The sequence below is a fragment of the Parahoeflea alexandrii genome, assembly GCF_024105735.1.
In the GTDB taxonomy this organism is placed as follows: domain Bacteria; phylum Pseudomonadota; class Alphaproteobacteria; order Rhizobiales; family Rhizobiaceae; genus Hoeflea; species Hoeflea alexandrii.
This window is the reverse complement of the sequence record NZ_JAAAML010000003.1, coordinates 345,782-370,399: the sequence shown is the minus strand read 5'-3', so window position 1 is coordinate 370,399 and position 24,618 is coordinate 345,782. Positions and strand designations below refer to the sequence as shown.

Here is a 24,618-nt window from a genome sequence, read left to right as displayed (position 1 = left end):
AGATGCTGCCTGAGATCGTCCGCACAGTGCCTGGACGCATCCGGCAATGGGTGCTGCCCAACATCAGGGCCTTTGTCGAACATCGTCAGCCGGTGATCTGGCTGTTGTCGCTCGTCATCGGCCTGTCGGTGGCCTGGGCGGCGATCGGCTTCCGGCAGTTGATCGGCATCGTCCAGCTCTACTGGCTCGGCGACACCAGCGAACAGGTGCTCTCGGTCGCCCGCCAAACACCCTGGTACATGATCGTCGCCGGGCCTACGCTGGGCGGCGTGGTTGTCGGCATCATCGTCAGCCGTTTTCTTCCCTCCCGGCGCACCGGCGGCGTGGCCGACGTGATCGAGGCGCGGGCCCTGACCGGGCGGCGGCTGAGCCTGCGCGAAGGCTTGCTGAGCGCGTTCACCACGGCGTTTTCCCTTGGTGCCGGCGGAAGCGCGGGCCGCGAGGGTCCGGTGATCCATCTCGGCGCGACGCTGGCCAATGCCGTGGGCGAACGGCTGCACCTGCCCGATTATGCACGGAGGACGCTGATGGCCGCAGGCGTCGCCTCGGCGATATCGGCAAGCTTCAACGCGCCGATCGCAGGCGTGCTGTTTGCCCATGAAGTGATCCTCGGCCACTACGCCTCGCGCGCCTTCGTGCCGGTGGTGATCGCGTCTTCGGCGGGCGCGATTGTCTCGCGGCTCTGGTTCGGCGATGCCGCGGCCTTCATCGTGCCCTCCTACCAGATCACCTCTTACTGGGAGTTTCCGGCGTTCGCGCTGCTGGGCGTGGTCTGCGCGATGGTGGCCGCAGCCTTTCAGTTCGCGCTGTTTTCGGCCGAATATGTGGCGCGGCGCTCACCAGTGCCGATCTGGGCGCTGCCGATTTGCGGCGGGCTGGCCGTCGGCCTGATGGGGGTTGCCTTTCCCCATGTGCTCGGCGTCGGCTACGAGGCCACGGACCTGGCTTTGTGGGGGCAGTTGCCGCTGGCGCTGATGCTCACACTGATCCTGATGAAGACGCTGGCCACGGCGGTCACGCTGGCCGCGCGGTTCGGCGGCGGGGTGTTCTCCCCCTCGCTCTATCTCGGCGCCATGACCGGCGGCGCCTTCGGCATCATCGCGGCAAGCGCCTTTCCCGAACTTGCCTCGAGCCAGGCGCTCTACTCGATCCTCGGCATGGGCGCGGTGGCGGGTGCGGTGCTCGGCGCGCCGATCTCGACCACGGTGATCGTGTTCGAGCTGACCGGCGGCTATGCGCTGTCGATCGCATTGCTGCTCACCGTCGCGATCGCGCACGGGGCGAACCTGGCGCTGCACGGGCATTCCTATTTCCAGTGGCAACTTGAAATGCGCGGGCTGTTCGTCAAGGACGGGCCGCACCGGACCGAGCTGCGCAACGCCCGGGTGATGGATTTCATGACGCTGCCGGCCGACGATGCCGAAGCCGAGTACCTTGACCCCGAGCGAGAGACACCGTCGCTCAAACCAACCGACACGCTGGAGACGGCGTTGCGCGTGTTCGATTCGAGCGGGCATACGCGCCTGCCGGTGGTGGCCGACGAGGAGACGGGGCGGATCGTGGCCTGGGCCGAGCAGGTCAAGGCGGTCAGTCACTTCAACCGCCGCCTGATCGCCGCCAGCGAGGAAGAGCATCGCTAGCGGCCAAAAACCGGCTCGTGGTTTGCCCGGGTCCCCCGCACTTTCCAATTCCAGCTATCCAAGAGAGACCAATGAAGCCGATCACGTTCAGCCGCGAGGAAACCAAGGCCATGGTGGGTGAAATCCAGGAGTATTTCCGCGACGAGCTCGACCAGGATATCGGTTCGCTGCCGGCGGAAATGCTGATGCGGTTCTTCAGCGAGAAGATGGGCGCGTATTTCTACAATCGCGGGCTCTACGATGCGCAGGACCTGATAGGAAAGCGGATGGACAGTCTGCGGGACGATGTGTTTCAACTGGAGCAGCCGACCAGGCATTTGCGCTAGCCCGCGAACATCGCGCGACAAACCAGGCGCAGGACACCAAACCTGTTTACTTCATGCACAAAACCCGGCATCGCATAGGCCCGGGACCGCATGGTCCAACCTACCCATCTGACGGAGATCCACAATGCAAGACCTGACATCAGTCCTTTCGGCAGTCGGCATTTACGCCGCGCTCAACATGGCGATCCTGCTGTGGATCGCGACCGAAACCGGGCGGTTGCGAGGCAGGTACAAGGTCTCGATCGGCGACGGCGGGATCAAGCACCTGATCCGGATCATCCGTGGCCATGCCAATGCGGTCGAGAACATGCCGATGTTCTTCGTCATGCTGCTCATCGGTGCCCTGATCGGCATGCCGGTTTCAGCGGCGCACGGGCTCGGGCTGGTCTTTACCATCGGCCGGGCACTGCATGCCTGGCACTTCATCCAGGAGGACGCGCCGGGCTGGCAGCGCGGCGGCGGCTTCGGCCTGTCGTTCCTGGCCCAGGTGGTTCTGCTGATCGGCCTGCTCGGCCACGGGCTGTGGACGCTGGCGGGTTAAGCGCCTGTTGTTGCGGTCGCCGCCGCGCGCCGGTTTTCCGGCAGTGTCGGCGACAACTGCCTCCGGCTCTTGCACGGACACGGCGCCTTCGGCTTCGGCAACGCAGACACGATCACGGCCAGTGCGCTTGGCCTGGTAGAGCGCGGCATCGGCGCGCTTCATGATGCGTTCGAGTGTCTGTCCGGGAATATGTACGGCGCAGCCAATGCTGACCGTCAGGCCGATTTCATGGCCGGCGATGGTGCCGGCCTCCGACCGCATCAGGCTGCAGACCGCTTCAGCGGCCATGGCGGCTCTGGCATGGTTGGCACCGGGCAGCAGAACGCCGAATTCCTCTCCGCCCAGCCGGCCGATCAGCGCCTCGGTTGTCAGCGCCTTGCGCAGCACCTCGGCCAGCTTCTTGAGCGCCTCGTCGCCCACATCATGACCATGGGTGTCGTTGATCGCCTTGAAATGATCCGCATCGATCATCAGGAATGCGCCGCCACCGGCTGCAAGCTGTTCCCGGCTCTTGCCGAGCAGGTAGGTGCGGGTCAGGACCCCGGTGAGCGCGTCGTACCTTATGTATTCGTCGACCTTGTCGATGGTCAGGGTCTGCCTGCGGAACATCTGGAGAATGATGATGGCGATCGGCGGTGCCAGAAACAGCGGGATCAGGGCCGCTGGGAAGACTGCAATGGCGAAGAAGCCGAGATAGGCCTTGCCGAAAAAGGCAAATGGCAGCGCGAATGTCAAAACCGGGATCAGCACCGCGAACAGGGTGATGATCGCCGTCATCCTGTAGACCTGCCGCCTGGTGCGGATCTCGAACATCGTTTCGGCCTTTCTCCAGCATCGCTTTCCGCGCATGATTTTGGGAATGCAACTGCTTCGATATCGCAATTGTTCTAAGAAACGCTGAAATGACCGGTCGGGCCTCTGCGGGCGGATCAGGCCGGTGCACGAAACGGTGCGAGAGCCAGGCCGCGCCCCTTCGGACGCGGCCTTCCCGTTGTCAGTGCATCAGGAGAGCGCGCGTTTGAGCGCCGGGATGCGGGAGAGGACAAGCATGTCCACGACCATCACCACGAGCAGGGTGAGACCCGCCATCGGGAACGCCATCGAGACTGCGAGCGCAACAAATGTGGCGCCCTGCCAGAGCGGCATGTCGCGCGGCAGGGGCGGCGCGGAGAGGCGCAAGCCCCCTGCCCGGCGCTTCCACCACATCACCACGCTGCTTGCGCACAGGAACAGCACCGACAGGCAGACAGCCGTGTTGGCGAGCACGCTCCACAGCCCCATGGTGCCCATGTGCAGCGCAATACCCACCGCCATGGCCTTCCCCGCCCAGGAATAGTCCTCATAGCGGACGTCGGCCAGGATGTTGCCGGTGTAGCGGTCGACATGCACGGTGCGGTCCGACATCGGGTCGGTACTGTCGGTGCTCATCGAATCCCGGCTGAAAGTGTAGACGCCGGTTTCGCCGGTGGGGACGTTCATCTGGTAGCGGCCGTCGAAGCCGATTGCGCGGGCCAACCGGTCCATGTTGTCGATGGTGACCTCGGACCCTGCGGCCAGTCCTGCCTCACCGGCCTGGCTGCCGGACGCGGGCATCGGGGTCTGTTCCAGCGCCCAGGGAACTTCCTTCGGGCCATGGTTCATGGAAGCGTGGGTCTCGTCGGAGAGCGGAACATTGTCCCATTTCTCAGCCGGAAACTGGCTCCAGGCCTGCACCATCATCCCGCCCCAGACGCCAGCCCAAGACAGGCCGGAGACGAGGAAGAACACCAGGAACAGCGAGATCCAGAAGCCGACCACCCCGTGCAGCGAACGCCACATCGCCCTGCCGCCGCGGCCAAGAGACGGGACCAGCGTTCCGCGCCAGCCCGCATTGCGTGGCCACCACATGTAAAGCCCGGTGGCGATCAGCACCATGCCGAGGGAGGCTGCGATCTCTATCATCCGGTCGCCGGTGACACCGAGCAGGAGGTCGCTGTGAACGTTGTCGAAGAAGTCATACCAGCCGCTGCGGCGCGGATACTCCGCAAGCACGGTCGCGGTGTAGGGGTCGACCGCGACCATGGTCGCCTTGCCGTCGAGATCGACGCGGAAGATGGCGGCGAGATCTGCGGCGCGGGGGGCGACATATTGCCTGAGCGTGCCGCCGGGAATGGCGGCCAGCGCTGCATCGGCCTGCACCGAGACGGATTGGGCCACCGCTTGCTGTTGAACGGCGATGCGTTCGCCGTCACGGCCATCGATATAGGCGATCCAGGCCATGGCCATGCCGGTAATGGCCAGCATGGCGAAGAACGGGATGACATAGAGCCCGGCATAGAAATGCCAGCGCCATGCCGCGAGATAGAGTTTGCTGGTGCCGGCAGGCGCTGTGGCCTGCGCCGGCGCACCGGACGAATCGATCGAGACCATCAGTCTCTCCTCTGACAAAAGAATTGCTTTGAATTACGGGTGTCAGAGAAGGACGGGCGGCGCCCGGGCATGGCGGCCGGACTTGAACACGCCGGCACGCAGGATGGTTTTTTCGAAAGCGAGAGCTTCGGCATCGCCAAGCGCTACCGGCTCAAGCGCCGCGCCCGCCTGCGGCAGGGCCGCCGCATGCACCTGCATCGACCAGTCGCAAAGCGATTTCGCGGGATCTCCGGCCGGATCGCCTTCATCGCCCTGGGAGACCGTCTCGAAGCCGGTACCTGTACAGATGACGATCTCCATGCCCTGACCGGAGAACCGCGGCATGGTGTGGACCGAGAAGAACGAGGCAAGCAGCAACGGAACGAACAGGGTCGCAAAGACCAGTCGTCTCGTTTCCAGCTCTCTCAATCCCTGCATCATGCCATACCCCTAGCCAAATACCGCCACGCGATACAGCGGATTTTTCAACTCGGCAGGGTTTTTGCGCAGAGAGGGGGCATTGCTGCCGAGTGTCTGCCGGCGCCGCGGCGTGGCTCGGGGGGATCAGGGAGGTGATTGCAAGGCGTGGCCTGCGGTCATGGCATGCCCATGTGACTGGGTGTGCCCATAAGATTGCGGCTGACCATGCGCCCGGGCCTGTCCCTGTGAGGAAGTCTGCAGCGACACAAGGCTTGTGCCGCCGGCGGCCGCACCGGGCCGGCTGGAGGACATCGCAAGCGTGTTTGAGACAAGCCCGAACTGGGTCTGGATGGCCGTACCGACGGTTCCGGCCCCGGTGAGAAGGGCCACGGAGAGGACCGCCGCCGTGAGCGCATATTCCATCGCGGTTGCACCGGACTCGCAGTCGGCGGCGCGGGTGCAGAGTACCTTCATCATGGAGGTCCCTTTCAGATCAGTGTGCACGCCCGGTCAATCATCGACCGGGTCCGGCCAATCATTGGCCAGACACGGCAAGGTTGCACGCAATCTGTTTCAAAACCGTTGACGGCACTGGTTAAGAATGTGCCAGAACGGCACAGCAGTTCCATTATGGGAGATCCGCACCACCGGCAAGACGTGGCCTGGTGCAGGTTGACGCCGCCTGGAGGATGCCTCCCGGCGGCGTAAAGTGCTGAAGCTGCGCCGTTTTTTGGCGGCAATCGGCGGCCGTTACATCCGCCGGATCTTCATCAGCTCCGCACCGTTGGCTGCCTTGAAGGTCACAGTGCGGCCTTCGCGGACAATGAGCCTGCTGGTTGTGAGCGCCCGGCGAAGCCCATCCTCCGCCGCGGTTTCGCCCTGGCCGGCGCACCGCATCTTGGTTTGCATCACCTGCCCGTCGGGCTGGACACGGCCATTGCGGACCGAAATGCGGGTGGAATGACTGTTGCAGCCGATCGTGGCGCTGACCCGGCCGCGATCATCGAGCCCCAGGCGTGCGCGCGCCGCCATCTGCTGGCCGAGCTGCACCAGGAAACCGTTGTCGGCGGCGATATGGGTGATGCGGTAGTTGCCAACAATGTCGCCCAGATCGACGCCGCCCGCCTGGGCTTCGTTCTGCTGCGCCGCACGGACTTCGACGAAGCGGAAGGTTTCCCATCCGGAAGCGCGCTCGGATACGGCTGCCAGATGCGAGCGTTTGCCAACGCCGGCGCGGACGAACTTGCCGTTCTGCACCGACCGCAGCGCGACGTCGCGTCCGTTGACACCCATCACCTCGAAGGTCTCCCAGCCCCTGATATGCGGGCTGCCCGCGGCCAGAAAGGTTCCCTGGCCAACGCCGGCGCGGACAAAGCTGCCGGTGGCAGAATCGCGAAACGCGATCCTGTTGCCTTCCAGCCGGACCGTGTCGAGGCGGCTGGCGCTCCGGGCGTCCGTGGCGGCGGCGGCAAGCGTGCCACCCACGATCGTGACATATTTGCCGGACTGGACCGACTGGAGATAGATTTCCTCAGCCTTCGCCATTGCCTGGGCGGCAAGCAGGAAACCGAGAGCGAGACAGCTGCGAACGAGATTTTTCATGGCCGGAACCCCTTGTTGACCATTGAGCGATGCCCTGTTGTGCCGCCACTCGATTGAACCGGCCTTGAACGGCAAATTCATCCGGCATTCATCGGAGCCAACCGACTCTTATGATGCACGTATCGAAAAGGGAACGCTCAACAGCACAGGGGAGCCGGCGGCCCACGCCACCGGCTCTCGATGCCTTGCAATGATCATGAGTGAGGCCCTGCCCTCTGTGGCGGTCTGAGCGCTGGTCTCAGCGGTGGTCTCAGCGGCCTGGCGCGGTATCGGCCTTGCCTGTCGACGCACCTTTCGAGCATGACGCAACCGGGCTGCGATCACCGCTAAATGACCAGCGGTTGCGCGGCTGCGTTGTTTCAGGAGCGGACATCCGCGTGGCTTCGAACATGGCGTTGGCGATCAGGTTGAACATGGCTTTTCTCCTGTTCCGGCTGTGACGATGGGACAACCATAGATCCGGCGACCTGATGCGCAAAACGAATTAAATTGCTTCTTATGATGAGGATTGTTAATCAAGGCCATGCAACGTGATCTCGAAATCGACCTGCTCCGCTCCTTCGTGGCGATTGCCGCGCACCGCAACTTCACCCGCGCCGCGGAAGCCATCGGGCGGACGCAATCCGCGGTCAGCCTGCAGCTCAAGCGGCTGGAGGAGATCGCCGGCGAACGGCTCTTCGAGCGCAACCGCAGTTCCGTCGAGATCACCAATTCGGGCGAGGCGCTCTTGGTCTATGCCAACCGCATCCTGTCCGCCAACGAGGCGGCGCTGGCGCACATGCGGCGGCCCGAAGCCGAAGGCCTGATCCGCTTCGGCGCGCCGGACGACTATGCGAGCTACCTGCTGGCGCCGCTGCTGGCGGCCTTCTCGTCGAACTATCCGCTGATCGAGTTCGAACTGACCTGCGAGAGCTCGATCGACCTGCTGCCGATGCTCGAGCGCGGCGAGATCGACATCCTGCTCGCCACCCACAGCTCGGACCAGGTCAAGGGCCGGATCGCGCGTTACGAATCGCTGCACTGGGTCGCCGCCCCCGATTATGTCGATGATCCCGACCAGCGGCTCTCGCTGGCGCTGTTTCCGAACGGCTGCTCGGTGCGGGAAGCCGGATTGCGGGCGCTTGAGCAGATCGAGCGTCCGTGGCGCATCGCCTGCTCGACCCGCAGCGTCAACCTGATCGAGCAGACCGTGCTCAACGGCGCCGCCGTCTCGGTGATGGAAGCCTCGATCCTGCCGGAGACCTTGCGGATCCTCGACGGCCAGCCCGGCTTCCCGCCCCTGCCCGAGATCGCCATGAGCGTGCACTACAACAAGGCCGCCTGCGCCCCGCATGTGGCGATATTCGCGGATTACCTGGTGGGGGAATTGGGGAGGGTAAGGGGGTAGCTCGGATTGCGCTCTGGCATCCAGGCGCGACAGGCGGGCATTAAAGCCCCCTACCCCACCGGCTCCACAAACCCATCCAGCACCCGCTTCTGCCCCGCCTTGTCGAAATCGATCGTCAGCTTGTTGCCATCGATCCCGGCAATATTGCCGTTGCCGAATTTGAGGTGGAAGACGCGGTCGCCGACCGAGTAGGCGGAGGTGGTGCCAGTGGACTTGGCGACGAGTTCGCCTTCGATGGTGGAGCCGCGCGGGCCGGATTCGCCGTAGGCGATGCGTTCGACGGCGTGGCCGGAGCGGGTGCCCCAGTTGTCGCGGGCGGCGTCGGTCTTGTTGGCCTGGGCGCGTTTCCAGCCCGGCGTGTTGTAGTTGCCGGCGAACGGTTCGGCCTTGTCGAAGCGCGAGGCGCCGTAGGGGCCGCCGGAGTGGCGGCCGCCTGACGCCCCGAAGCGCCCACCCCGGCCATAGCCGCCGTAGCCGGTGTCCATTTCGGCAACTTCGACATGGGCCTCGGGCAGTTCATCGAGGAAGCGCGAGGGCAGTGTCGATTGCCACAACCCGTGAATGCGCCGGTTGGAGACGAACCAGATGTGGCAATAGAGTTTTGCGCGGGTGAGGCCGACATAGGCGAGCCGGCGCTCTTCCTCGAGGCCCGAGCGCCCGCCCTCGTCGAGCGCGCGCTGGTGCGGGAACAGGCCTTCCTCCCAGCCGGGCAGGAACACGGTCTCGAATTCCAGCCCCTTGGCCGAGTGCAGCGTCATGATCGAGACGGCGTCGAGATCGGGGTTGTTGTCGGTGTCCATGACCAGCGCCACATGCTCCAGAAAGGCGCGCAGCGATTCGAAGCCGGAAATGGTCTCGACCAGCTCTTTCAGGTTTTCGAGCCGCGTCGGCGCGTCGGCGGACCGGTCGTTCTGCCACATCTCGGTGTAGCCGGATTCCTCCAAAATGGTCTCGGCCAGTTCGTGGCCGGGTGTCGTCTCCATCATCCCCTGCCAGCGGGAGAACATCTCGACCACGTCGGTCAGCGACTTGCGCGGCTTGGGTTTCAGTTCATCGGTCAGGATCAGTTCGCGCGCGGCGGCCAACATCGGGATGCCGCGGGCGCGGGCGACGTCATGGACCTGGCGCACCGCCGCTTCGCCCAGGCCGCGCTTGGGGACATTGACGATACGCTCGAAGGCGAGATCGTCGGCGGGCTGGCTGACGACGCGGAAGAACGCCATCGCGTCGCGGATTTCCTGGCGCTCATAGAAGCGCGGGCCGCCGATGACGCGATAGTTCAGCCCCAGCGTGACGAAGCGTTCCTCGAACTCGCGCATCTGGAACGAGGCGCGGACCAGGATCGCCATGTTGTTGAGTGCCCGGCCCTTGATCTGCGCCTGCTCGATCTCCTCGCCGATGGCGCGGGCCTCTTCCTCGGAATCCCAGGCGGCATGGACCATCACGCGCTCGTGCTCGGGGTCGGACTGCTCGGTGAACAACGTCTTGCCGAGTCGGCCTTCATTGTGGGAAATCAGATGCCCGGCAGCGCCGAGGATATGCTCGGTCGAGCGGTAGTTGCGCTCAAGCCGGATGACTTTGGCGCCGGGGAAATCCTTCTCGAAGCGGAGGATGTTTTCGACTTCCGCGCCGCGCCAGCCATAGATCGACTGGTCGTCATCGCCGACGCAGCAGATGTTGGGGCGCTCGCCGGCGGGCCGCTGGGCCAGCAACCTCAGCCACATGTATTGGGCGGTGTTGGTGTCCTGGTACTCGTCGACCAGGATGAAGCGGAACTTCTGCTGGTAGTCCTTCAGCACATCCGGGTTGGCGCGAAACATGCGGATCGGCAGGCAGAGCAGATCGCCGAAATCGACGGCGTTCAGCGTCTGCAGCCGCTCCTGGTAGGCCTGGTAGAGCGCCCTGCCCTTGCCATTGGCAAAGCCGCGGCTGTCGCCCTCGGGGATGTCGGCGGGGCCGTAACCCTTGTTCTTCCAGCCGTCGATCAAATTGGCGAACTGCCGCGCGGGCCAGCGCTTGTCGTCGATGCCTTCGGCCTGGATCAGCTGCTTGCACAGCCGGATGACGTCGTCGGTGTCGAGAATTGTGAAATCGGAACGAAGGCTTGCCAGTTCCGCATGGCGGCGGAGCAGCTTGACGCCGATCGAGTGGAAGGTGCCGAGCCAGGGCATGCCCTCGACCGCGCCGCCGACCAAAACGCCGACGCGCTCCTTCATCTCGCGCGCCGCCTTGTTGGTGAAGGTGACCGAAAGGATCTGCGACGGGAATGCCAGGCCGAGATTGAGGATATGGGCGATGCGGGTGGTCAGCACGCGGGTCTTGCCGGTGCCCGCCCCAGCCAGCACCAGCACCGGGCCTTCGATGGATTCGACTGCATCGGCCTGCTCTGGATTGAGGCCCGCGAGGTAGTTCGGCGCGGGCCGCGATGCGTTGCGCGCAGCCATGGCACGCGCGGCAATTCCGCCACCCGAGGCGCTGGCTGCGGGAGCGCGGGGCGCGGGATCTTCGTCGCCGAAAAACGGGATATCGTCATCTGGTCTGTTCATACCCCGTGAATGTAGTGATTCGGGGCGGAAAGACCAGCGTTCGCGGTTTGGTCCGTCATGTCGGGGATCTCGGAGACAGTTTACTTTTGGCGCCTTGGGATATGACGCCACTGCGAAACCGGACCGCCAAAAGTAACCTGTCCCCCACCTTTCACAACTCGGGCTTGCCATTTCGGACGGATTTGGCAAGGATTGCGAAACGGCCCGATGCTGCCGGCAATCCGCACCCGATAAGGGCAAGGCGAAAGCACCACGGATCACGACAGGTTTCATCCTTCACGGCGAAACCGTCAGCAACGCGGATACTGACCAGGATTTTCGCCATTGATAAGGATCGAGACCATCATGCGTACATATCTGGATTCCAAGGCCATGGCGAAAGCCATGCGCGAGCGGCTGGCTGACAAGGGCATCGACATGCCCCACAGCGAGGCGCTGGAGATCGTCGCCCGCCAGTTCGGGCTGGATAGCTGGAACATTCTCTCCGCCCGGATCGACGCGGCAACGGGCAGAGCAAGAGAGACAAAGGCAGATGCCGAGCTGCAATCCGAAGGCGCCACGCCGATCTTCCGCATCTTCGACGTGGACAAGGCGCGGGAATACTATCTCGGGTTTCTGGGCATGAGCGTCGACTGGGAGCATCGCTTCGAACCCGACACCCCGATCTACATGCAGGTCTCGCGCGGCGACCTCAAGCTGCACCTGAGCGAGCATTCGGGCGATGCGACGCCCGGCGCCAATGCCGTGGTTTTCTGCACCGGCGTCGCGGCGCTTCATGCGGAAGTGTCCGGCAAGAATTATCGCTACAACCGGCCGGGCCTGCAGAGCCAGGACTGGGGGATGGAGATGCAGGTGATCGATCCGTTCGGCAACCGGCTGCGCTTCATCGAACGCAAGGACGGGTAGAGCCGTCTGAAGATAACGGCGCATCGCCACCCGCCCTCGCAGCGCTATCGCGAGGGCGGGGATTTGGCTAGATTTACGTTGAACCGGAGACGCCAGCCGCATGGATCACAAGAGTTTCCTCGCCAGCCTGACGCCCGCGCAGTGCCGCGAGCTGACCGAGACATCGGACAGGGCCGGCCTCTTGCACCTCGTACTGCACCTGGGCGCGATCGCGCTGCTCGCCGCGTTTGTCCTGGCCCGGGTGCCGTTCTGGCCGGTGCTGATGCTGCCGCAGGGGATCCTTCTCGTCTTCCTGTTTACGCTCTTGCACGAGGCCAGCCATTCCACCCCGTTCCGCACGCGCTGGCTCAACGTGGCGGCGGCACATCTGAGCGGCTACGTGATCCTGCTTCCGCCGCGCTGGTTCCGCTATTTCCACTTCGCCCATCACCGCTTCACGCAAGTCCCGGGCAAGGATCCGGAACTGGCGTCGCCGAAGCCCGATACCTGGGCGCAGTATCTTCTCTATGTCTCCGGCCTTCCGGTGTGGATCGATCATCTCGGCACCATCCTGCGCCATGCCGCCGGGCGCTGCGGGGACGAGTTCGTGCCTGAGGCCAAGCGCTCGATGGTGCGCAACGAGGCGTGGGCTATGATCGGCGTCTATCTTGTCTTGCTGACGGGCAGCATTGCGCTCGGCAGCACGGCGCTTGTCTTCATCTGGCTGATCCCGATGGCGCTCGGCCAGCCGTTCCTAAGGCTTTATCTGCTGGCCGAGCACGGGCGCTGCGCCCATGTCGCCAACATGCTGGAGAACTCCCGCACCACGCTGACCAATGCCGCTGTGCGGCAGCTGGCCTGGAACATGCCCTACCATGCCGAACATCATTCCTATCCGTCGGTGCCGTTCCACAAGCTTCCCGTCCTGCACAGGCTGGCGGCTGAACATCTCAAGGTGACGGAAAAGGGGTACTCAAGCTTTCATGCAAGGTACGCACCCGCCATCAACGGCGGCGTGGCGGCGGCTAAGTGAGAGGACAGTTTAGTTTTCTCTTCGGGCTTCAAGGCAAACTGACATTTCAAGGACAAGAAAAGTAAACTGTCCCCGTCATTGGTCCCGTCATTGGTCATTGGAGCTGCGGACCTACATCCGGCGCGGTTTGCTGCTTGCGTTTTCGGCATCCACCAACAATTGCGGCATGCGCGAGCGGCGGTACTGCAGGGCCACGACCTTGTAGCCGCCGGCCTTCAACTGCGCCAGCAGCGTGGGCAGCATCGCAGCGGTGCGGCCATGAATGTCGTGCATCAGGATGATGCCCCTTCGCTTGGCGCGGACCCGGGCCATGGTGTTTGCGGCAAGGGTCTCCGGGCTCAGCTTGAAATAGTCCTTGGAATCAATGTCGACATCCAGAATGACCAGGCCGCGATCGGCGGCAGCCTGGCGCAATGCACCGGTATCGGCCAGATAGGGAAAGCGGAAAAAGCCGACCGGGGTGCCGGTGACCCTGCTGACAGCGGCATTTCCGTTGGCGATGTCGGTGAGCGCGCGCGTATAGCCCGCATTCGCCAGGTTGGCATGGTTGTAGGTGTGACCGCCGATGGAATGGCCCTGGGCAACAACCCGTCGGGCGATCGCCGGATAATTGCTCGCCATCTGGCCGACCATCAGGAACGTTGCCTTGACGCCGTATTGCCTAAGCGTTGCCAGCACCTGGTCGGTCTTGCCGGGGATCGGACCGTCGTCAAAGGTCAGGATGACTTCCTTGTCGGCCAGCCGGATCTCGGAGATCGAGGAGACCGTCAGCGTCCGTCCGGCGAGCGAGCCGAAGCTCTTGCGTCCCGGCGCATTGCGGAAGGCGGCAAAAGCCGGATTGCCATCGGGGTTACCGGCCTTGTCGCGGCCGAGCAGCGACTGCTGTCCGGCAACCGGTACATAGGCGGTTCGGGCGGCGTCGGAACCGGACGGAGGTTTTGAGGCACAGCCAGCCATGGCGAGGCTCGACAGGACGCAAAAAAGGGCAAGACGCGAAACCATGGCACTGAACTCACAAAAGTGTCGATGCCAGATTTTCGCGGATTATGGTTAACCGAGCGTTGATGACGCCCCAACCCGCACCTTTGAAGCGAGGCCGGACGTCAACATCCTGAGAAAGTACGGTGAAATTCGAGATTGGCACAGGCCGCTTCCGAGCCCGGAACCTGCGGTTTCAGCTACAGCACTTCTTGTATTTTTTACCCGATCCGCAGGGACACGGGTCATTGCGGCCGACGTTGGCTTGGCGCGGGGCCGCGGCCTCGTTGAGCCGGTCCCAGTAGAGCCAGCGGCCGTCGATGCGGCGGAATTGCGAAGTCTCCTCAAGTGCGCCCGCAGTGCCATTGTGGCTGTAGCGGGCGATGAAGCTGACCGTTCCGTCTTCATCGGCTTCCCTGCCCTTGCGGCTCCGCACGATCTCGAGCCCAAGCCAGTTTGTACCCAGTTGCGACTGCTCCGCTTCCTTCACATCGAAGCCGGCGGCGGCGGGGCCGGCACAGGTGGCCGTGATGTAATCGAGCCGCCCGAGGGCATAGGCGGCATAACGCGAGCGCATCAGCGCCTCGGCCGTCGGCGCGGGCTCGCCCGCGTGAAAGCGACCACAGCAGGCGGAAAGGTCGAGCATGGATCCGCAGGGGCATGAGGGCATGGTGGTTTCCTTGGCGTCGGTCCGGCAGGGGTTTCGGCATGCGGCTGGAATGCAAAGACGGGAGCAGCGTCCTGCAGCTACGCCCTCAAAACCAGCCCTTGCGCTTGAACCAGAGATAGGGGCCGAGCGCCGAGACGGCCATCATCGTCAGTGCGACCGGGTAGGCCCAGGGCTGGCTCAGTTCGGGCATGTCCTGGAAGTTCATGCCATAGACCGTGCCGATGAAGGTCGGCGGCAGGAAGATCATCGCCGCCACCGAAAGCACCTTCATAACCTGGTTCTGCTGCACAGAGATCAGGCCGAGCGAGGCATCGAGCAGGAAGATGATGTTTTCGGAGATGAAATCGGCATGCTCGGACAGCGACTGGACGTCGACCGCCATCGAACGGCAGCGCTGCTTGAGTACCTTGTCGCCCATGATCTGAGGCAGCGTCTGCAGGAAGCTCGTGACCCGGGCGAGCGACATCAGGCTTTCGCGCACCTTGGCGACGGTGCGCTGATGGCCGGCGATGATTCCGAGCGTGGCCTCAAGGTCACGGGTGACGGCTTCGGGATTGCTTGCCGCACCGCGCGAGAACACCTCGGTGGAAAGCGCGTCGATGCGGCGCGAGCGGTGTTCGAGCACTTCGGCGCTGCGGTCGATCATCGCCTCAAGCAGACGGGTCATAACATCATGACCGCCGGCGCCGGCGATCTCGCGGTGAGCGAGTTCGCGGTGGGCGCTGGCGGCAAACATGGTGAAGGCCTTGGGCTCCGCATAGCGGATGGTGACCAGCCGGTCGCCGGACAGCACGAAGCCGATGTCGGCGATCTCGGCGAAATCGGTGTCGGCCTTCCAGACCACGCTGGCGGTGAGATAGACCGCGCTGTTCTCGATGTAGAGCCGGCTTGAGGGCTCGATGTCGCGCAGTTCGTCCCGGCTCGGCACCTCCACGCCGATCAGCGCCTCGACCTGCGCCTCTTCCTTCGGCACCGGGTGCAGCATGTCGATCCAGCATACCGTTTCGGGCAGCGCGGCATCATCCGTGTCGGGCGTGTCGAGGCAAATGCCCTGACCATCGTAAAGCCTTATCATCCCTGGATCATCCGGCCCTGCCGGCATCGAACACGTTATCGACCGGGACCTGCAGCGCGGTGGCCAGTTGGTTAGTCTTGCCGGCCAGGCCGATGATGGCGAGCAGTTCGCCATATTGTTCCTCGGTCATGCCCTTGGCGCGGGCCGCGGCCGTGTGGGAGTGGATGCAATAGCTGCAGTTGTTGGCGACAGAGACGGCGATGTAGATCATCTCCTTGGTCAGTGGATCGATCGAGGACGGCTTGCCGACCACCTCCTTGACCTCGGTCCAGGTCCTTTCAAGCAACGCCGGGTCGACCGCGAGCCAGCGCCACATGTTGTTGATGAAATCGGTACCGCGGGTCTTGCGAATGTCATCGAACACCGCCTTGACGCGGGCATCGGCCTCGGGGTTGTCGGCGGGGCTGTAGGTTGTCATGGCGTTTGGCTTCCTTTCGTACCGGGCCGCGGGCCGGTTGATGCTAGAGCTTGTATCTGCGTTCCCAGAGCACCCGGGTGTCGCCCTGGTCGCCGTCGACATATTCACCGGTTGCGGCTTCGCGCTGGATCACATTTGCTGCCCCTTGCGCGAATTCGAAGGCAAGCTGGTTGAGCCGTGCCGCGCTGCTGTAAGGCGGTGCCTTGGGCCCGCCTCCGGCGATGGTGATCGCGCCGTCATCGGTGCGGGTGATCGGCCCCGCCATGCCGACGGGAATCCCGGTGGCAATGTCATAGACCACGATGCTTGCAACGAACTGGGCGTTGTCCGGTCGCTTCTCACCATTGATGAAGACATTGGCGCCGGTCAGCTGCTGAAGACTGGCCCGGCTGCGGATGAAGACCGAGCGAATCGTCACCACGGCCCGCGCCGGACGCTGGCCACGCATCAGCGGCGTGAACGCATCGCGCACATGCGCCTTGACGTTCTCGGATATCGCCTGCTCGAGTGCGAGTTGCCTGTCACGCTGATTGACCACGCCGAGGCGGGTTCCGATCGCTCCGAGATTGGACCCGGAGACCGACTGACTGATCTCGCCATCCAGTTCAGCCACCAGCAACGGCCGCTCGGCGCGGGAGAAGTCGACATCGATCTGGGTGATCTGGAACTGGTCGAGATGGGTCGGCCCCTGCTCCACCGGTACACTCTCGCAGCCTGCGAGGAGCACAGCCACCAGCAGGACAAGCCCCGCCCTGCCCCACTGTCTTGCAGCTCCCGCCGCCCACACCCGTTTTGCCATCCCCATCGCACCCTCTCCCTGGCCATAAATCCGTCCAGTTTCCATAGCCGAAATGGGCCGCAGCGAAAAGCATGGGATGACCATGAAGCGACCGCCGGGTGTTGCAGATGCAGTCCGCGCTGACGGGCAGGCAATGGCGGAGCTAAACATATCATTCACACACGGACCTTAGACTGTGAAAGACAGGCACACGGCGTCGGATGTGACAGGCCTTGCTGTTAACAGCACGGTCCTGGGGAACGGGGGAAAACCCTTTATTTTTATGGTAGAACATCATTTCGTTGTCTTTCGCGGATACTAATTTAATAAATCTGCGTATCTGTATGGATTGAAATCGGGAGAACGAGCATGGCAGACAAACCAACCGTTACTCAGGCCATGATCCAGGCTTATGACGACTACACCCACCTGACGCTGGACCGGCGCGGGTTCATGGAAAAGCTGACCAAGCTTGCCGGCTCCGGAACCGCGGCTGCCGCGATTGCGCCGCTTCTGGCCGCCAACGGTGCGCAGGCTGCCATCATTGCGCCGGACGACCGCCGGGTGGCCTCATCAGAAGTCAGATTCAGAGGCGCTACGGGGGTTATGGCAGGCTACCTGGCCATACCCGCTTTCGCCACGGAAGCGGTTCCAGGCATCATCGTCGTTCATGAGAACCGGGGGCTCAACGACCATATCCGGGATATTGCCCGGCGGCTGGCACTTGAGGGCTATGCCGCGCTTGCCGTCGACTTTCTTTCGCCGCTGGGTGGCACGCCCGAGGACGAGGACACGGCGCGGGAGATGGTCAGCGAGCTGAAGCCGGAGGACAACATCGCCAATGCGGTGGCGGCGCGTGGCTGGCTTTCGGGTCACCCCAGAACCACCGAACGGGTGGCCGCCATCGGGTTCTGCTGGGGCGGCGCTCTGGTCAATCAACTGGCAGTGGCAGATCCTGAACTGCGAGCCGGCATTGTCTATTACGGACGCCAGCCGGACACGGCCGATGTCCCCAGGATCAAGGCCGCGATGCTGTTGCACTATGCCGGTCTCGACGAGCGAATCAATGCCGGACTGCAGGAATACCGCTCCGCGCTTCTGAGCAACGACAAGGTGTTTGCGATCCATGTCTACCCGCGGGTGAACCACGCCTTCAACAATGACACTTCGGCGGCGCGCTACAACAAGCAGGCGGCGGATCTGGCATGGACACGGACGCTTGCCTTCCTCAAGGGCACCATGTTCTGATCGGCAACGCGTTGCCGGTCGGCCGCAGGTCGGGCCTGGGCAAAATTTCGGCCTGGTTTTGCGCCGAAATCCGCCGGGGCAGCTTGCATTGGCGAAATCTCGCGTTTACGCTTACGTTAACGTCACACAGCCGGAGGATATCCCCTTGAACGATCTCGTTTCCCGTATCGCCACCAATGTCGGCATCGACCCCGACACCGCAGCCAAGGCGGTCGGCGCCATTCTCGAATTCCTTCAGTCGGAAGGTCCGGCCGACAAGGTCAAGGAAATGCTGGCTTCGGTGCCGGGCGCTGAAGACCTGATCGCGCAGGCGCCGAGCGGCGGCATGCTGTCGATGGGCGGTGTGATGGGGCTTGGCCAGAAGCTGATGGGCATGGGCCTGGGCATGGGGGAAATCTCCAGCGTCGCCAAGGAAACCATGGGCTATGCGCGCGAGAACGGCGCCGGCGATTCCATCGACGAGATCGTCGCCTCGATCCCGGGCCTGTCGCAGTTCGTCTGATCACCGACAGCGGTTGAGAACATGTTTGGAAACCCGGCGGTGAAAATCGCCGGGTTTTCTTATGTGACCTGTACAGCTGGGTCCTCCGGTGGCCTTGTATGCTTGACGCATATCAAGGCCGGGAAGACATCTGGCCGGTAGAACGTATAAACCGGCAGGTCATTGCAACGGGATAAAAAGGCGCAACGGGACAACACGGTGCAAAGGGATGACCCGGAGTATGGTCAAAGCATTGAACGCAGCTGCGGCCTATTTCTGTGCCACCTTTGCGGCGGGGTTCGTGCTCGGGACAATCCGGACCCTGCTGGTGGAGCCCACGACCGGCGCGCTCGGCGCGGTGGCACTTGAACTGCCGCTGATGCTCGCGGTTTCATGGATTGCCTGCGGCTGGGCACTGCGCCGTTTCGACGTCGAGAGCCGGTTCAGCCCGCGGCTTGTCATGGGCGTGGTTGCGCTGGCGCTGCTCATGGGAGCGGAACTGTTTGTTTCGGTGCTGCTTGCCGGACGCAGTCCTGGCGAACACTTGGCGCTTTACCAAACCGCACCGGCGCTGCTCGGGTTGGCCGCACAACTGGCCTATGCCTTTTTTCCGCTGGTGCGGTTGCGATAGCTGGAGCTGGCAAACGCCACCGGATGAAGCAGCGGGGCGGCCACTCCCGAGCCAGCCCCGCGCTCCTCCCGTCCGTGGCCGTGCGCACGCTTTGCCGGTTTTCCGGACGTCCCCCCCGGGATCCGGAAACCGGAAACGCGGCGCATCAGGCCGGACGGATGGCCTTGTTCAGTCTGCCGGCGACGATCCAGGCGACCGGCAGAGCAGCCACCGCACCCAGAACTGCCGCGACCGAGATCGATAGTGCGTCCATGCGGCCCATCGTCAATGCCGCGACGACGAAGCTGCCCGCCAGCATACTTCCCACGATGATATAGATCATTGCTGCAAGCTTGAGCATGAGTGTCTCCTGTCTTTCGGTCCGGGAGCCGTACTGCTTCCGGCGTCCCCTGGAGCGCAGACTAGACCGGAGCCGGGTGCGACATTTTGATCTGGCTCAACGAAATTGCCGTTTTCGGGCAGCCTGGCCAATCCCGTTGTGTTCCCGCCAGCGATTGGCCGGCAAGACTGTGCCATTCCGGCACAGGTGCAACTGGCACGGTTCCTGCTCCATCAGCCGCATGAGCAACACCCGTCACATATTGAGCCGCCGCGCCCTTCTTTCCGGCCTTGCCGCCGCAAGCGCCGCGAGCCTTGCCTTGCCACTGGCGTCGCCGGAAGCCAGGGCCGGCGACCTGTTCAGCCGGATCGACCTGCGCGGCGGACATGACGCCGATCTTGCCGGGCTTCTGCCCGGCGTGGCCGACGACCAGAGCCGGCTGTTCCAGCGCGCCATCGACGAGGCTGCGGCGGCGGGCCGGATCCTAAGGCTGCCGCCGGGCAGCTACGTCGTTTCCAACATCGACCTGCCCGACGGTGCCCGGATCACCGGCGTGCCGGGCGCAACGCGGCTGATCTATGGCGGGCGCGGGCACTTCATGCTGGCCGAAGGCGCGCGGCGGATCGAACTCTCGGGCCTCACGCTCGACGGCGCCAACCAGCGGCTGGGCGGCCATGTCTCGGGGCTCCTGCACCTGCGCGGCGTCAGCGAGGCGATCCTCGAGGACATGGCGATCGCCGGCGCCGACGGGCACGGGGTGACGCTGGAAGCCTGCGGTGGGCGGATCCATCACAGCGAGATTTTTGGCGCACGGCTGGCGGGGATCTACGCCGTCGAGAGCCGCGGCCTTGCGATCACCCGCAACGTGGTGCGCGACTGCGCCAATGGCGGCATCCTGGTGCACCGCTGGTCGGTGGGCGAGGACGCGACACTGATCGACGGCAACCGGGTGATGCGGATTTCCGCGCGCGCCGGCGGCACCGGGCAGAACGGCAACGGCATCAACATCTTCCGCGCCGGCAACGTGATGGTGACCAACAACCACGTCTCCGATTGCGCGTTCTCGGCGATCCGCGCCAACCAGGCGAGCAACATCCAGATTACCTCCAACCAGGCGATCCGCTCGGGCGAGACGGCGATCTATGCCGAGTTCTCCTTCGAGGGCGCGGTGATCGCCTCCAACCTCATCGACGGCGGCACGGTGGGGATCTCGGTCGCCAATTTCAACGAGGGCGGACGGCTCGCCTCGCTCACCGGCAACATCATCCGCAACCTCACAACCCAGGGCCCCTACCCGGCCGAATATGCCGGCTTCGGCATCGGCATCGCCATCGAGGCGGATGCGGCGGTCAGCGGCAACGTCATCGAGGGCGCGCCGAAATGGGGCGTGCTGATGGGCTGGGGCCCGTTCCTGCGCTCGGTCAATTTCACCGGCAACACGATCCGCAACTCAGGCGCCGGCGTCGCCGTCTCCGTGGTCGAGGGCGCGGGCTCGGCGCTGATTTCGGGCAACATGTTCGACACCACCCCGGGCGGTGCCATCATCGGCTGCCGCTGGAACGAGGTGGTGACCAAGGACCTGGCCAAGGTTGGCGCGGGGCGGTATGGGCACCTGACGCTGGAGCGGAATGTGGTGGCTTGAGGGGTTTGGGGCGGCATGAGGTGGGAAGGGGCATAGCACGGGGGCAGCGTCGGCGAATGAAGTAAGGGAAACGGGTGTCCGGCTTCACGAGGGAGGCGTTGCTTTCCTCTTTTGTCCACATCTTGGTGGGAAGCGGACAATCCCTCCTATCGTCAGCCCTACTCTTATGGTGGGTCCGCCGCGCAGAACTAAACCTCAACTTTCATTGGGTGTCGATTTGCGAACGACTGGGGCACCCCAGAACTAAAAGCAGTCTGAGGTGCCACAGCCAATCAATCGGGTTAAGCGCCTTGCTTGCGCCACTCGTCAGCAAGAACCCATGTGCCAGTCAAATCCTGAAAGTGCCAGTCCAGCCAGCCGTTGCGGCTAGTTTGCGTGATCGCATGGGAGGCGGCTGAAAAGGACTTGAAGCCGTCGCCAAACCCTTCGACAATCAGGAGCCCATTGGCAATCTTTCCATTATAGTCCTTGCCTCCATAGGTGAAGCGACAGCTCGTGCCATCGGCTGGAAACCTATGAGGCTTGCTTTCGGCTTCAATGCCTTCGCCGGTCAAGTGACGATTGGGCAGATCCATTTTCCAGCGGATCATATCTCCAAGGATTGGATAGATGTCGTTGTGCTTCGCGCCGAAGCGCATAATCCCGCCCTGAAAGGCGCCAAGGTCACGGTTGGACTCCGGCGTAATCAAGCCTCCGTCGGGAAGGAAATCGGCCAATCCTTCAATCTCCGGATCCGAGCGCTCTTCCTCGGACATTTCGTAGTATCGCCACATCGGGTTGGCGTGCTCAAACTTGATGTCAGCAAGGTTGGCAACTAGCCGGTCGAAAAGCTCACGACCGTTCTCGGGGCGCCGGTTCGAGTACAGCAGGTCAAAGGTGACCTTGGCCAGCGCCTTAAGCACCACAGGCTGGGCAGCCACAGTCTTGAGCTTGGCGCCGTCTTCGCCGAACCCAGGCAGGGCGCAAATCGCTTCCCAGAGCCGAGCGACGTCCTCCTGCCTTTCTGCAACGACGATAGGGGTCGCGGTCCGCGCGTTCGTCTTGTTGAGGAAGGCGATCGAATTAACGGCAGCGAGATCCTTTCGCAACATAGCTCCATCGTCTTTTGCCCAGTCCTTCGTGTCGCGTTCAGTAATGGCAATACCGATGCCCTCCTCGAGAACGACGCGCACGAAGTTGTTGATCGGGTTACCCTGATCGAACTCGGTTGCCTGGGAGACGTTTATCTTCTTCCCCAGATTGTTGAGATCATGGAAGAGCTGGCGCTCCTGAGGGATGCCTAGCCCAAGGTGGAACTCGATTTTGACGGTTGCAAAGGTGCGAGCGCACTCAAGGGCCTCAACCCAGACGAGCATTTCGTCTTCGCTGATCTCGCCTTTGAGGTCGATGATTCCGCCGCGCCCAGGATAGCGGCCTGTCCGCGTCACTTCCTTGAGCCAGTCCATCAGCATTTCGCCACCGAAACGGCGGTGCTGGCCGTCGACGACCCACCAACGGTAGGTCCGCGGCATGAAGACCTTGAAGCCAACTGTCTCACCAGTCTTGGTCATGCCGCGTTCGGCACGGATCGAGGGGTTGTTTGGGTCAATTGCTCGAATGTTGGCCACAACAGGCTGTAACGCACAATAGGGCTTGGTTCCCAGCCGATCCTGGATTTCGGAATAGATTTTGGGGATTGGCTTGCCCTGCAGCGTACGCCGAACCTTGGCCGCGTTGATCAACCCTTTCAACATGAAGCCGGCAAGGCTCTTCGCATGATTGGGGTCGAGGCGCCGCTGGGCGATGTCGCCCTTGTCAGGATCATTCGCGATCTCCGACCACTCAACGAACGTCGCGAGTTTCACGTCAGCGGACCAGGTTGGGTTACCCAAGTTGTATCCCATCAACACATTTACGGGCTCGTCGTCAGTCCCGAGGTCGAGCATCGAGCTGAGGTTGGTCAGCTTCCCTTCGGCTTCTTCCGAAATCATCGTCTTCGGCATCCCTTCGGTATTTCCATACATTGTGTCTCTCCTGTCTCTAGGTCAATGGCAGAGAAGTACAACAATGACGCCCTGGAGTCAATTTATAATTTCCCAGGGATATTTTAATAATGTCTTTTAAGCAGCTATTGTCCGACCTTAAATATCCCTTAGGCTGCGCTTGCAGGGTCAGGCAAATTGCGAACATTCGATTCGGTCGCTTAGAAATGCAAGGTGAGCCAGCTTTCCGCTCGGTTCCGGCGCGTTGCCTGTCCGCAATTGGGTCGTTAGCGGACGCCAAACTGCACGAACGCGAAAGTCAGCGTTCGGCCCCATTTTAGTCGCTTTGTCCCGACGCAGCCAATGGCGGCTTACCGCCCATTACGGACCTGTGGTCGGCCGAAGCAACCGACGGCACATCGGGACTCGCATCGCCCTCCCAACCACCCTACCACCAACACAAAACGAGCGGGCATTTCTGCCCGCTCGGTGCCGCATCTCCCGGATGCCATCCGGGGCGCTCCCCTCGCCGAGCGCCCTGGGTTTTTCTCAAGCCTTACATCGACTTTTCGGCGATGAGCTTCTTGGCCTGGTCGATCAGGGCCTTGCCGTCGATGCCCTGCTTGTCCATTTCGGCGACCCAGCGGTTGATGACCGGCTGGGCGGCTTGCTTCCAGCGGGCGACTTCGGCCTCGTCGAGCTGGATGATGTTGTTGCCGGCGGCAACCCCGATGTCGCGGCCGGGCTTGTCGTAGGCTTCCATCACCTCGGCTGCGAAGGCCGAGAGCTTGTCGCCGGATTCGGCGTCGAGGATGGCGCGCAGATCCTCCGGCAGCGCGTCGTACTTGGCCTTGTTCATCACCAGCACGATGGTGGCGGTGTAGAGCGCCTCGGGGCCGCCGAACTCGGTGTGGTTCTTGACCAGTTCGGTGAGCCGGATCGAGGGCGTGACCTCCCAGGGGATGACGGTGCCGTTGATGACGCCCTTGGACAGGGCCTCGGGAATGGCCGGCAGCGGCATGCCGACCGGCTCGGCGCCGAGCTCGGAGAGCATGTCGTTGATCACCCGGGTCGGGCCGCGCAGGGTCTTGCCCTTCATGTCCTCGAGCTTGGTGACCGGATCCTTGGTGTGGATCACGCCGGGGCCGTGCACCCAGGCGCCCAGCACCTTGAGATCCTTGTATTCATTGTTCTGGAAATCGGTGTCGACCATTTCCCAGTAGGCGAGCGAGGTGGCGATCGGGTTGGTCATCATGAACGGCAGTTCGAAGACTTCCGTGCGCGGAAAGCGGCCGGGGGTGTAGCCGACCACGGTCATGGTCATGTCGGCAACGCCGTCGCGGGCCTGGTCCATCAGGTCCGACGGACGACCGCCGAGCGACATGCCGTCAAAATGCTCGATCTTGATGCGGCCGCCGGAGAGTTCGGCCAGCCGGTCGCCCCAGGGCTTGAGAATGTGCTTCGGCACGGTGGCCACCGGCGGCAGGAACTGATGCAGCCGGAGCGTGACCTCCTGAGCGAAGCTTGTTGCGGGCAGTGCGGTCAGCGCCAGCGCGCCGGCCACCACGGAGTAGATGAAATTGCGTCTGATCATTTGGTTTCCTCCCTTGATCGTTGTCTGCATTCGGTCAATCGCCTGAGCCGTGCTG

Annotated in this window: 24 protein-coding genes and 1 pseudogene; 10 read left to right on the top strand and 15 right to left on the bottom strand. The window is 63.2% G+C overall.

Features of this window, described 5'->3' with window-relative positions; all coding sequences use genetic code 11:
* Window positions 1-2: 2 nt before the first annotated feature.
* The 3 genes from GTW23_RS16630 to GTW23_RS16620 all read left to right on the top strand — a co-directional run bounded on the left by GTW23_RS16630 (window position 3) and on the right by GTW23_RS16620 (window position 2,507).
* Window positions 3-1,640 carry a chloride channel protein gene (locus GTW23_RS16630; RefSeq protein ID WP_252916609.1) on the top strand — a complete coding sequence of 546 codons (1,638 nt, stop codon included), beginning with the start codon at window positions 3-5 and terminating at the stop codon, window positions 1,638-1,640.
* A gap of 71 nt (window positions 1,641-1,711) precedes the next feature.
* The gene (locus tag GTW23_RS16625) at window positions 1,712-1,966 is read left to right on the top strand and encodes a DUF2164 domain-containing protein (RefSeq protein ID WP_152009432.1); all 255 of its coding nucleotides are present in this window, start codon (window positions 1,712-1,714) and stop codon (window positions 1,964-1,966) included.
* Window positions 1,967-2,090: 124 nt separating this feature from the next.
* On the top strand, window positions 2,091-2,507 hold the full coding sequence (locus tag GTW23_RS16620) for an MAPEG family protein (protein WP_252916608.1): 417 nt from the start codon (window positions 2,091-2,093) through the stop codon (window positions 2,505-2,507).
* A 108-nt stretch (window positions 2,508-2,615) separates the two neighbouring features.
* On the opposite strand, the pseudogene GTW23_RS16615 reads toward GTW23_RS16620, so the two are convergent.
* From GTW23_RS16615 to GTW23_RS16590, 6 genes and pseudogenes are all read right to left on the bottom strand, one after another.
* A pseudogene (locus GTW23_RS16615) lies at window positions 2,616-3,116 on the bottom strand (GGDEF domain-containing protein); the annotation flags it as partial.
* Window positions 3,117-3,509: 393 nt separating this feature from the next.
* Window positions 3,510-4,916, bottom strand: coding sequence for a PepSY-associated TM helix domain-containing protein (locus GTW23_RS16610; protein WP_252916607.1), 1,407 nt, complete (start codon window positions 4,914-4,916; stop codon window positions 3,510-3,512).
* A 42-nt stretch (window positions 4,917-4,958) separates the two neighbouring features.
* Window positions 4,959-5,336, bottom strand: a complete 378-nt coding sequence (locus GTW23_RS16605) for a DUF2946 family protein (RefSeq protein WP_252916605.1) — start codon at window positions 5,334-5,336, stop codon at window positions 4,959-4,961.
* 123 nt (window positions 5,337-5,459) lie between these two features.
* Entirely contained in the window at window positions 5,460-5,792 is a 333-nt protein-coding gene (locus GTW23_RS16600; RefSeq protein ID WP_152009437.1) for a Flp family type IVb pilin, read from the bottom strand.
* A 273-nt stretch (window positions 5,793-6,065) separates the two neighbouring features.
* A complete protein-coding gene (locus GTW23_RS16595) occupies window positions 6,066-6,917 on the bottom strand; it encodes an META domain-containing protein (protein WP_252916604.1) in 852 nt (283 codons plus the stop codon).
* 250 nt (window positions 6,918-7,167) lie between these two features.
* Entirely contained in the window at window positions 7,168-7,332 is a 165-nt protein-coding gene (locus tag GTW23_RS16590) for a hypothetical protein (RefSeq protein WP_252916603.1), read from the bottom strand.
* A gap of 108 nt (window positions 7,333-7,440) precedes the next feature.
* Here GTW23_RS16590 and GTW23_RS16585 point away from each other — a divergent pair, with 108 nt between their 5' ends.
* Entirely contained in the window at window positions 7,441-8,304 is an 864-nt protein-coding gene (locus tag GTW23_RS16585) for a LysR substrate-binding domain-containing protein (RefSeq protein ID WP_252916602.1), read from the top strand.
* A gap of 50 nt (window positions 8,305-8,354) precedes the next feature.
* Here GTW23_RS16585 and GTW23_RS16580 read toward each other — a convergent pair whose 3' ends face one another.
* Complete coding sequence (locus tag GTW23_RS16580) at window positions 8,355-10,850, bottom strand: ATP-dependent helicase (RefSeq protein WP_152009440.1); 2,496 nt, start codon at window positions 10,848-10,850, stop codon at window positions 8,355-8,357.
* Window positions 10,851-11,195: 345 nt separating this feature from the next.
* On the opposite strand from GTW23_RS16580, the gene GTW23_RS16575 reads away from it, so the two are divergent.
* A complete protein-coding gene (locus GTW23_RS16575) occupies window positions 11,196-11,756 on the top strand; it encodes a glyoxalase superfamily protein (protein ID WP_252916601.1) in 561 nt (186 codons plus the stop codon).
* A gap of 100 nt (window positions 11,757-11,856) precedes the next feature.
* The gene (locus GTW23_RS16570; protein WP_252916599.1) at window positions 11,857-12,768 is read left to right on the top strand and encodes a fatty acid desaturase; all 912 of its coding nucleotides are present in this window, start codon (window positions 11,857-11,859) and stop codon (window positions 12,766-12,768) included.
* Between the two features lie 111 nt (window positions 12,769-12,879).
* Here GTW23_RS16570 and GTW23_RS16565 read toward each other — a convergent pair whose 3' ends face one another.
* From GTW23_RS16565 to GTW23_RS16545, 5 genes are all read right to left on the bottom strand, one after another.
* Window positions 12,880-13,770 (bottom strand): polysaccharide deacetylase family protein, encoded by an 891-nt coding sequence (locus GTW23_RS16565; RefSeq protein ID WP_252916598.1) that lies wholly within the window; start codon window positions 13,768-13,770, stop codon window positions 12,880-12,882.
* A gap of 172 nt (window positions 13,771-13,942) precedes the next feature.
* Window positions 13,943-14,416 (bottom strand): YchJ family protein, encoded by a 474-nt coding sequence (locus GTW23_RS16560; protein WP_152009446.1) that lies wholly within the window; start codon window positions 14,414-14,416, stop codon window positions 13,943-13,945.
* A gap of 85 nt (window positions 14,417-14,501) precedes the next feature.
* Window positions 14,502-15,491: a magnesium transporter CorA family protein gene (locus GTW23_RS16555; protein ID WP_152009447.1), complete on the bottom strand. Its 990-nt coding sequence runs from the start codon at window positions 15,489-15,491 to the stop codon at window positions 14,502-14,504.
* A gap of 7 nt (window positions 15,492-15,498) precedes the next feature.
* A complete protein-coding gene (locus tag GTW23_RS16550; RefSeq protein ID WP_252916597.1) occupies window positions 15,499-15,909 on the bottom strand; it encodes a carboxymuconolactone decarboxylase family protein in 411 nt (136 codons plus the stop codon).
* A 43-nt stretch (window positions 15,910-15,952) separates the two neighbouring features.
* Window positions 15,953-16,714, bottom strand: a complete 762-nt coding sequence (locus tag GTW23_RS16545) for a hypothetical protein (protein WP_252916596.1) — start codon at window positions 16,712-16,714, stop codon at window positions 15,953-15,955.
* 342 nt (window positions 16,715-17,056) lie between these two features.
* Here GTW23_RS16545 and GTW23_RS16540 point away from each other — a divergent pair, with 342 nt between their 5' ends.
* The 3 genes from GTW23_RS16540 to GTW23_RS16530 all read left to right on the top strand — a co-directional run bounded on the left by GTW23_RS16540 (window position 17,057) and on the right by GTW23_RS16530 (window position 19,047).
* A complete protein-coding gene (locus tag GTW23_RS16540) occupies window positions 17,057-17,935 on the top strand; it encodes a dienelactone hydrolase family protein (protein ID WP_252916595.1) in 879 nt (292 codons plus the stop codon).
* On the top strand, window positions 17,847-18,437 hold the full coding sequence (locus tag GTW23_RS23425) for a DUF2780 domain-containing protein (protein ID WP_290129012.1): 591 nt from the start codon (window positions 17,847-17,849) through the stop codon (window positions 18,435-18,437). Before GTW23_RS16540 ends, GTW23_RS23425 begins: the two co-directional genes overlap by 89 nt.
* A gap of 220 nt (window positions 18,438-18,657) precedes the next feature.
* A complete protein-coding gene (locus tag GTW23_RS16530; RefSeq protein ID WP_252916591.1) occupies window positions 18,658-19,047 on the top strand; it encodes a hypothetical protein in 390 nt (129 codons plus the stop codon).
* Between the two features lie 145 nt (window positions 19,048-19,192).
* Here the strand turns inward: GTW23_RS16530 and GTW23_RS16525 are convergent, their stop codons facing one another.
* Window positions 19,193-19,387: a CTP synthetase gene (locus GTW23_RS16525; protein WP_152009453.1), complete on the bottom strand. Its 195-nt coding sequence runs from the start codon at window positions 19,385-19,387 to the stop codon at window positions 19,193-19,195.
* Window positions 19,388-19,625: 238 nt separating this feature from the next.
* Here GTW23_RS16525 and GTW23_RS16520 point away from each other — a divergent pair, with 238 nt between their 5' ends.
* Window positions 19,626-21,008 carry a TIGR03808 family TAT-translocated repetitive protein gene (locus GTW23_RS16520; protein ID WP_252916972.1) on the top strand — a complete coding sequence of 461 codons (1,383 nt, stop codon included), beginning with the start codon at window positions 19,626-19,628 and terminating at the stop codon, window positions 21,006-21,008.
* A 281-nt stretch (window positions 21,009-21,289) separates the two neighbouring features.
* Here the strand turns inward: GTW23_RS16520 and GTW23_RS16515 are convergent, their stop codons facing one another.
* Together GTW23_RS16515 and GTW23_RS16510 are read right to left on the bottom strand one after the other, a co-directional pair.
* Window positions 21,290-23,011 carry a DNA sulfur modification protein DndB gene (locus GTW23_RS16515; protein WP_252916589.1) on the bottom strand — a complete coding sequence of 574 codons (1,722 nt, stop codon included), beginning with the start codon at window positions 23,009-23,011 and terminating at the stop codon, window positions 21,290-21,292.
* 514 nt (window positions 23,012-23,525) lie between these two features.
* Entirely contained in the window at window positions 23,526-24,563 is a 1,038-nt protein-coding gene (locus GTW23_RS16510; protein WP_252916587.1) for a TRAP transporter substrate-binding protein, read from the bottom strand.
* Between the last annotated feature and the right edge of the window lie 55 nt (window positions 24,564-24,618).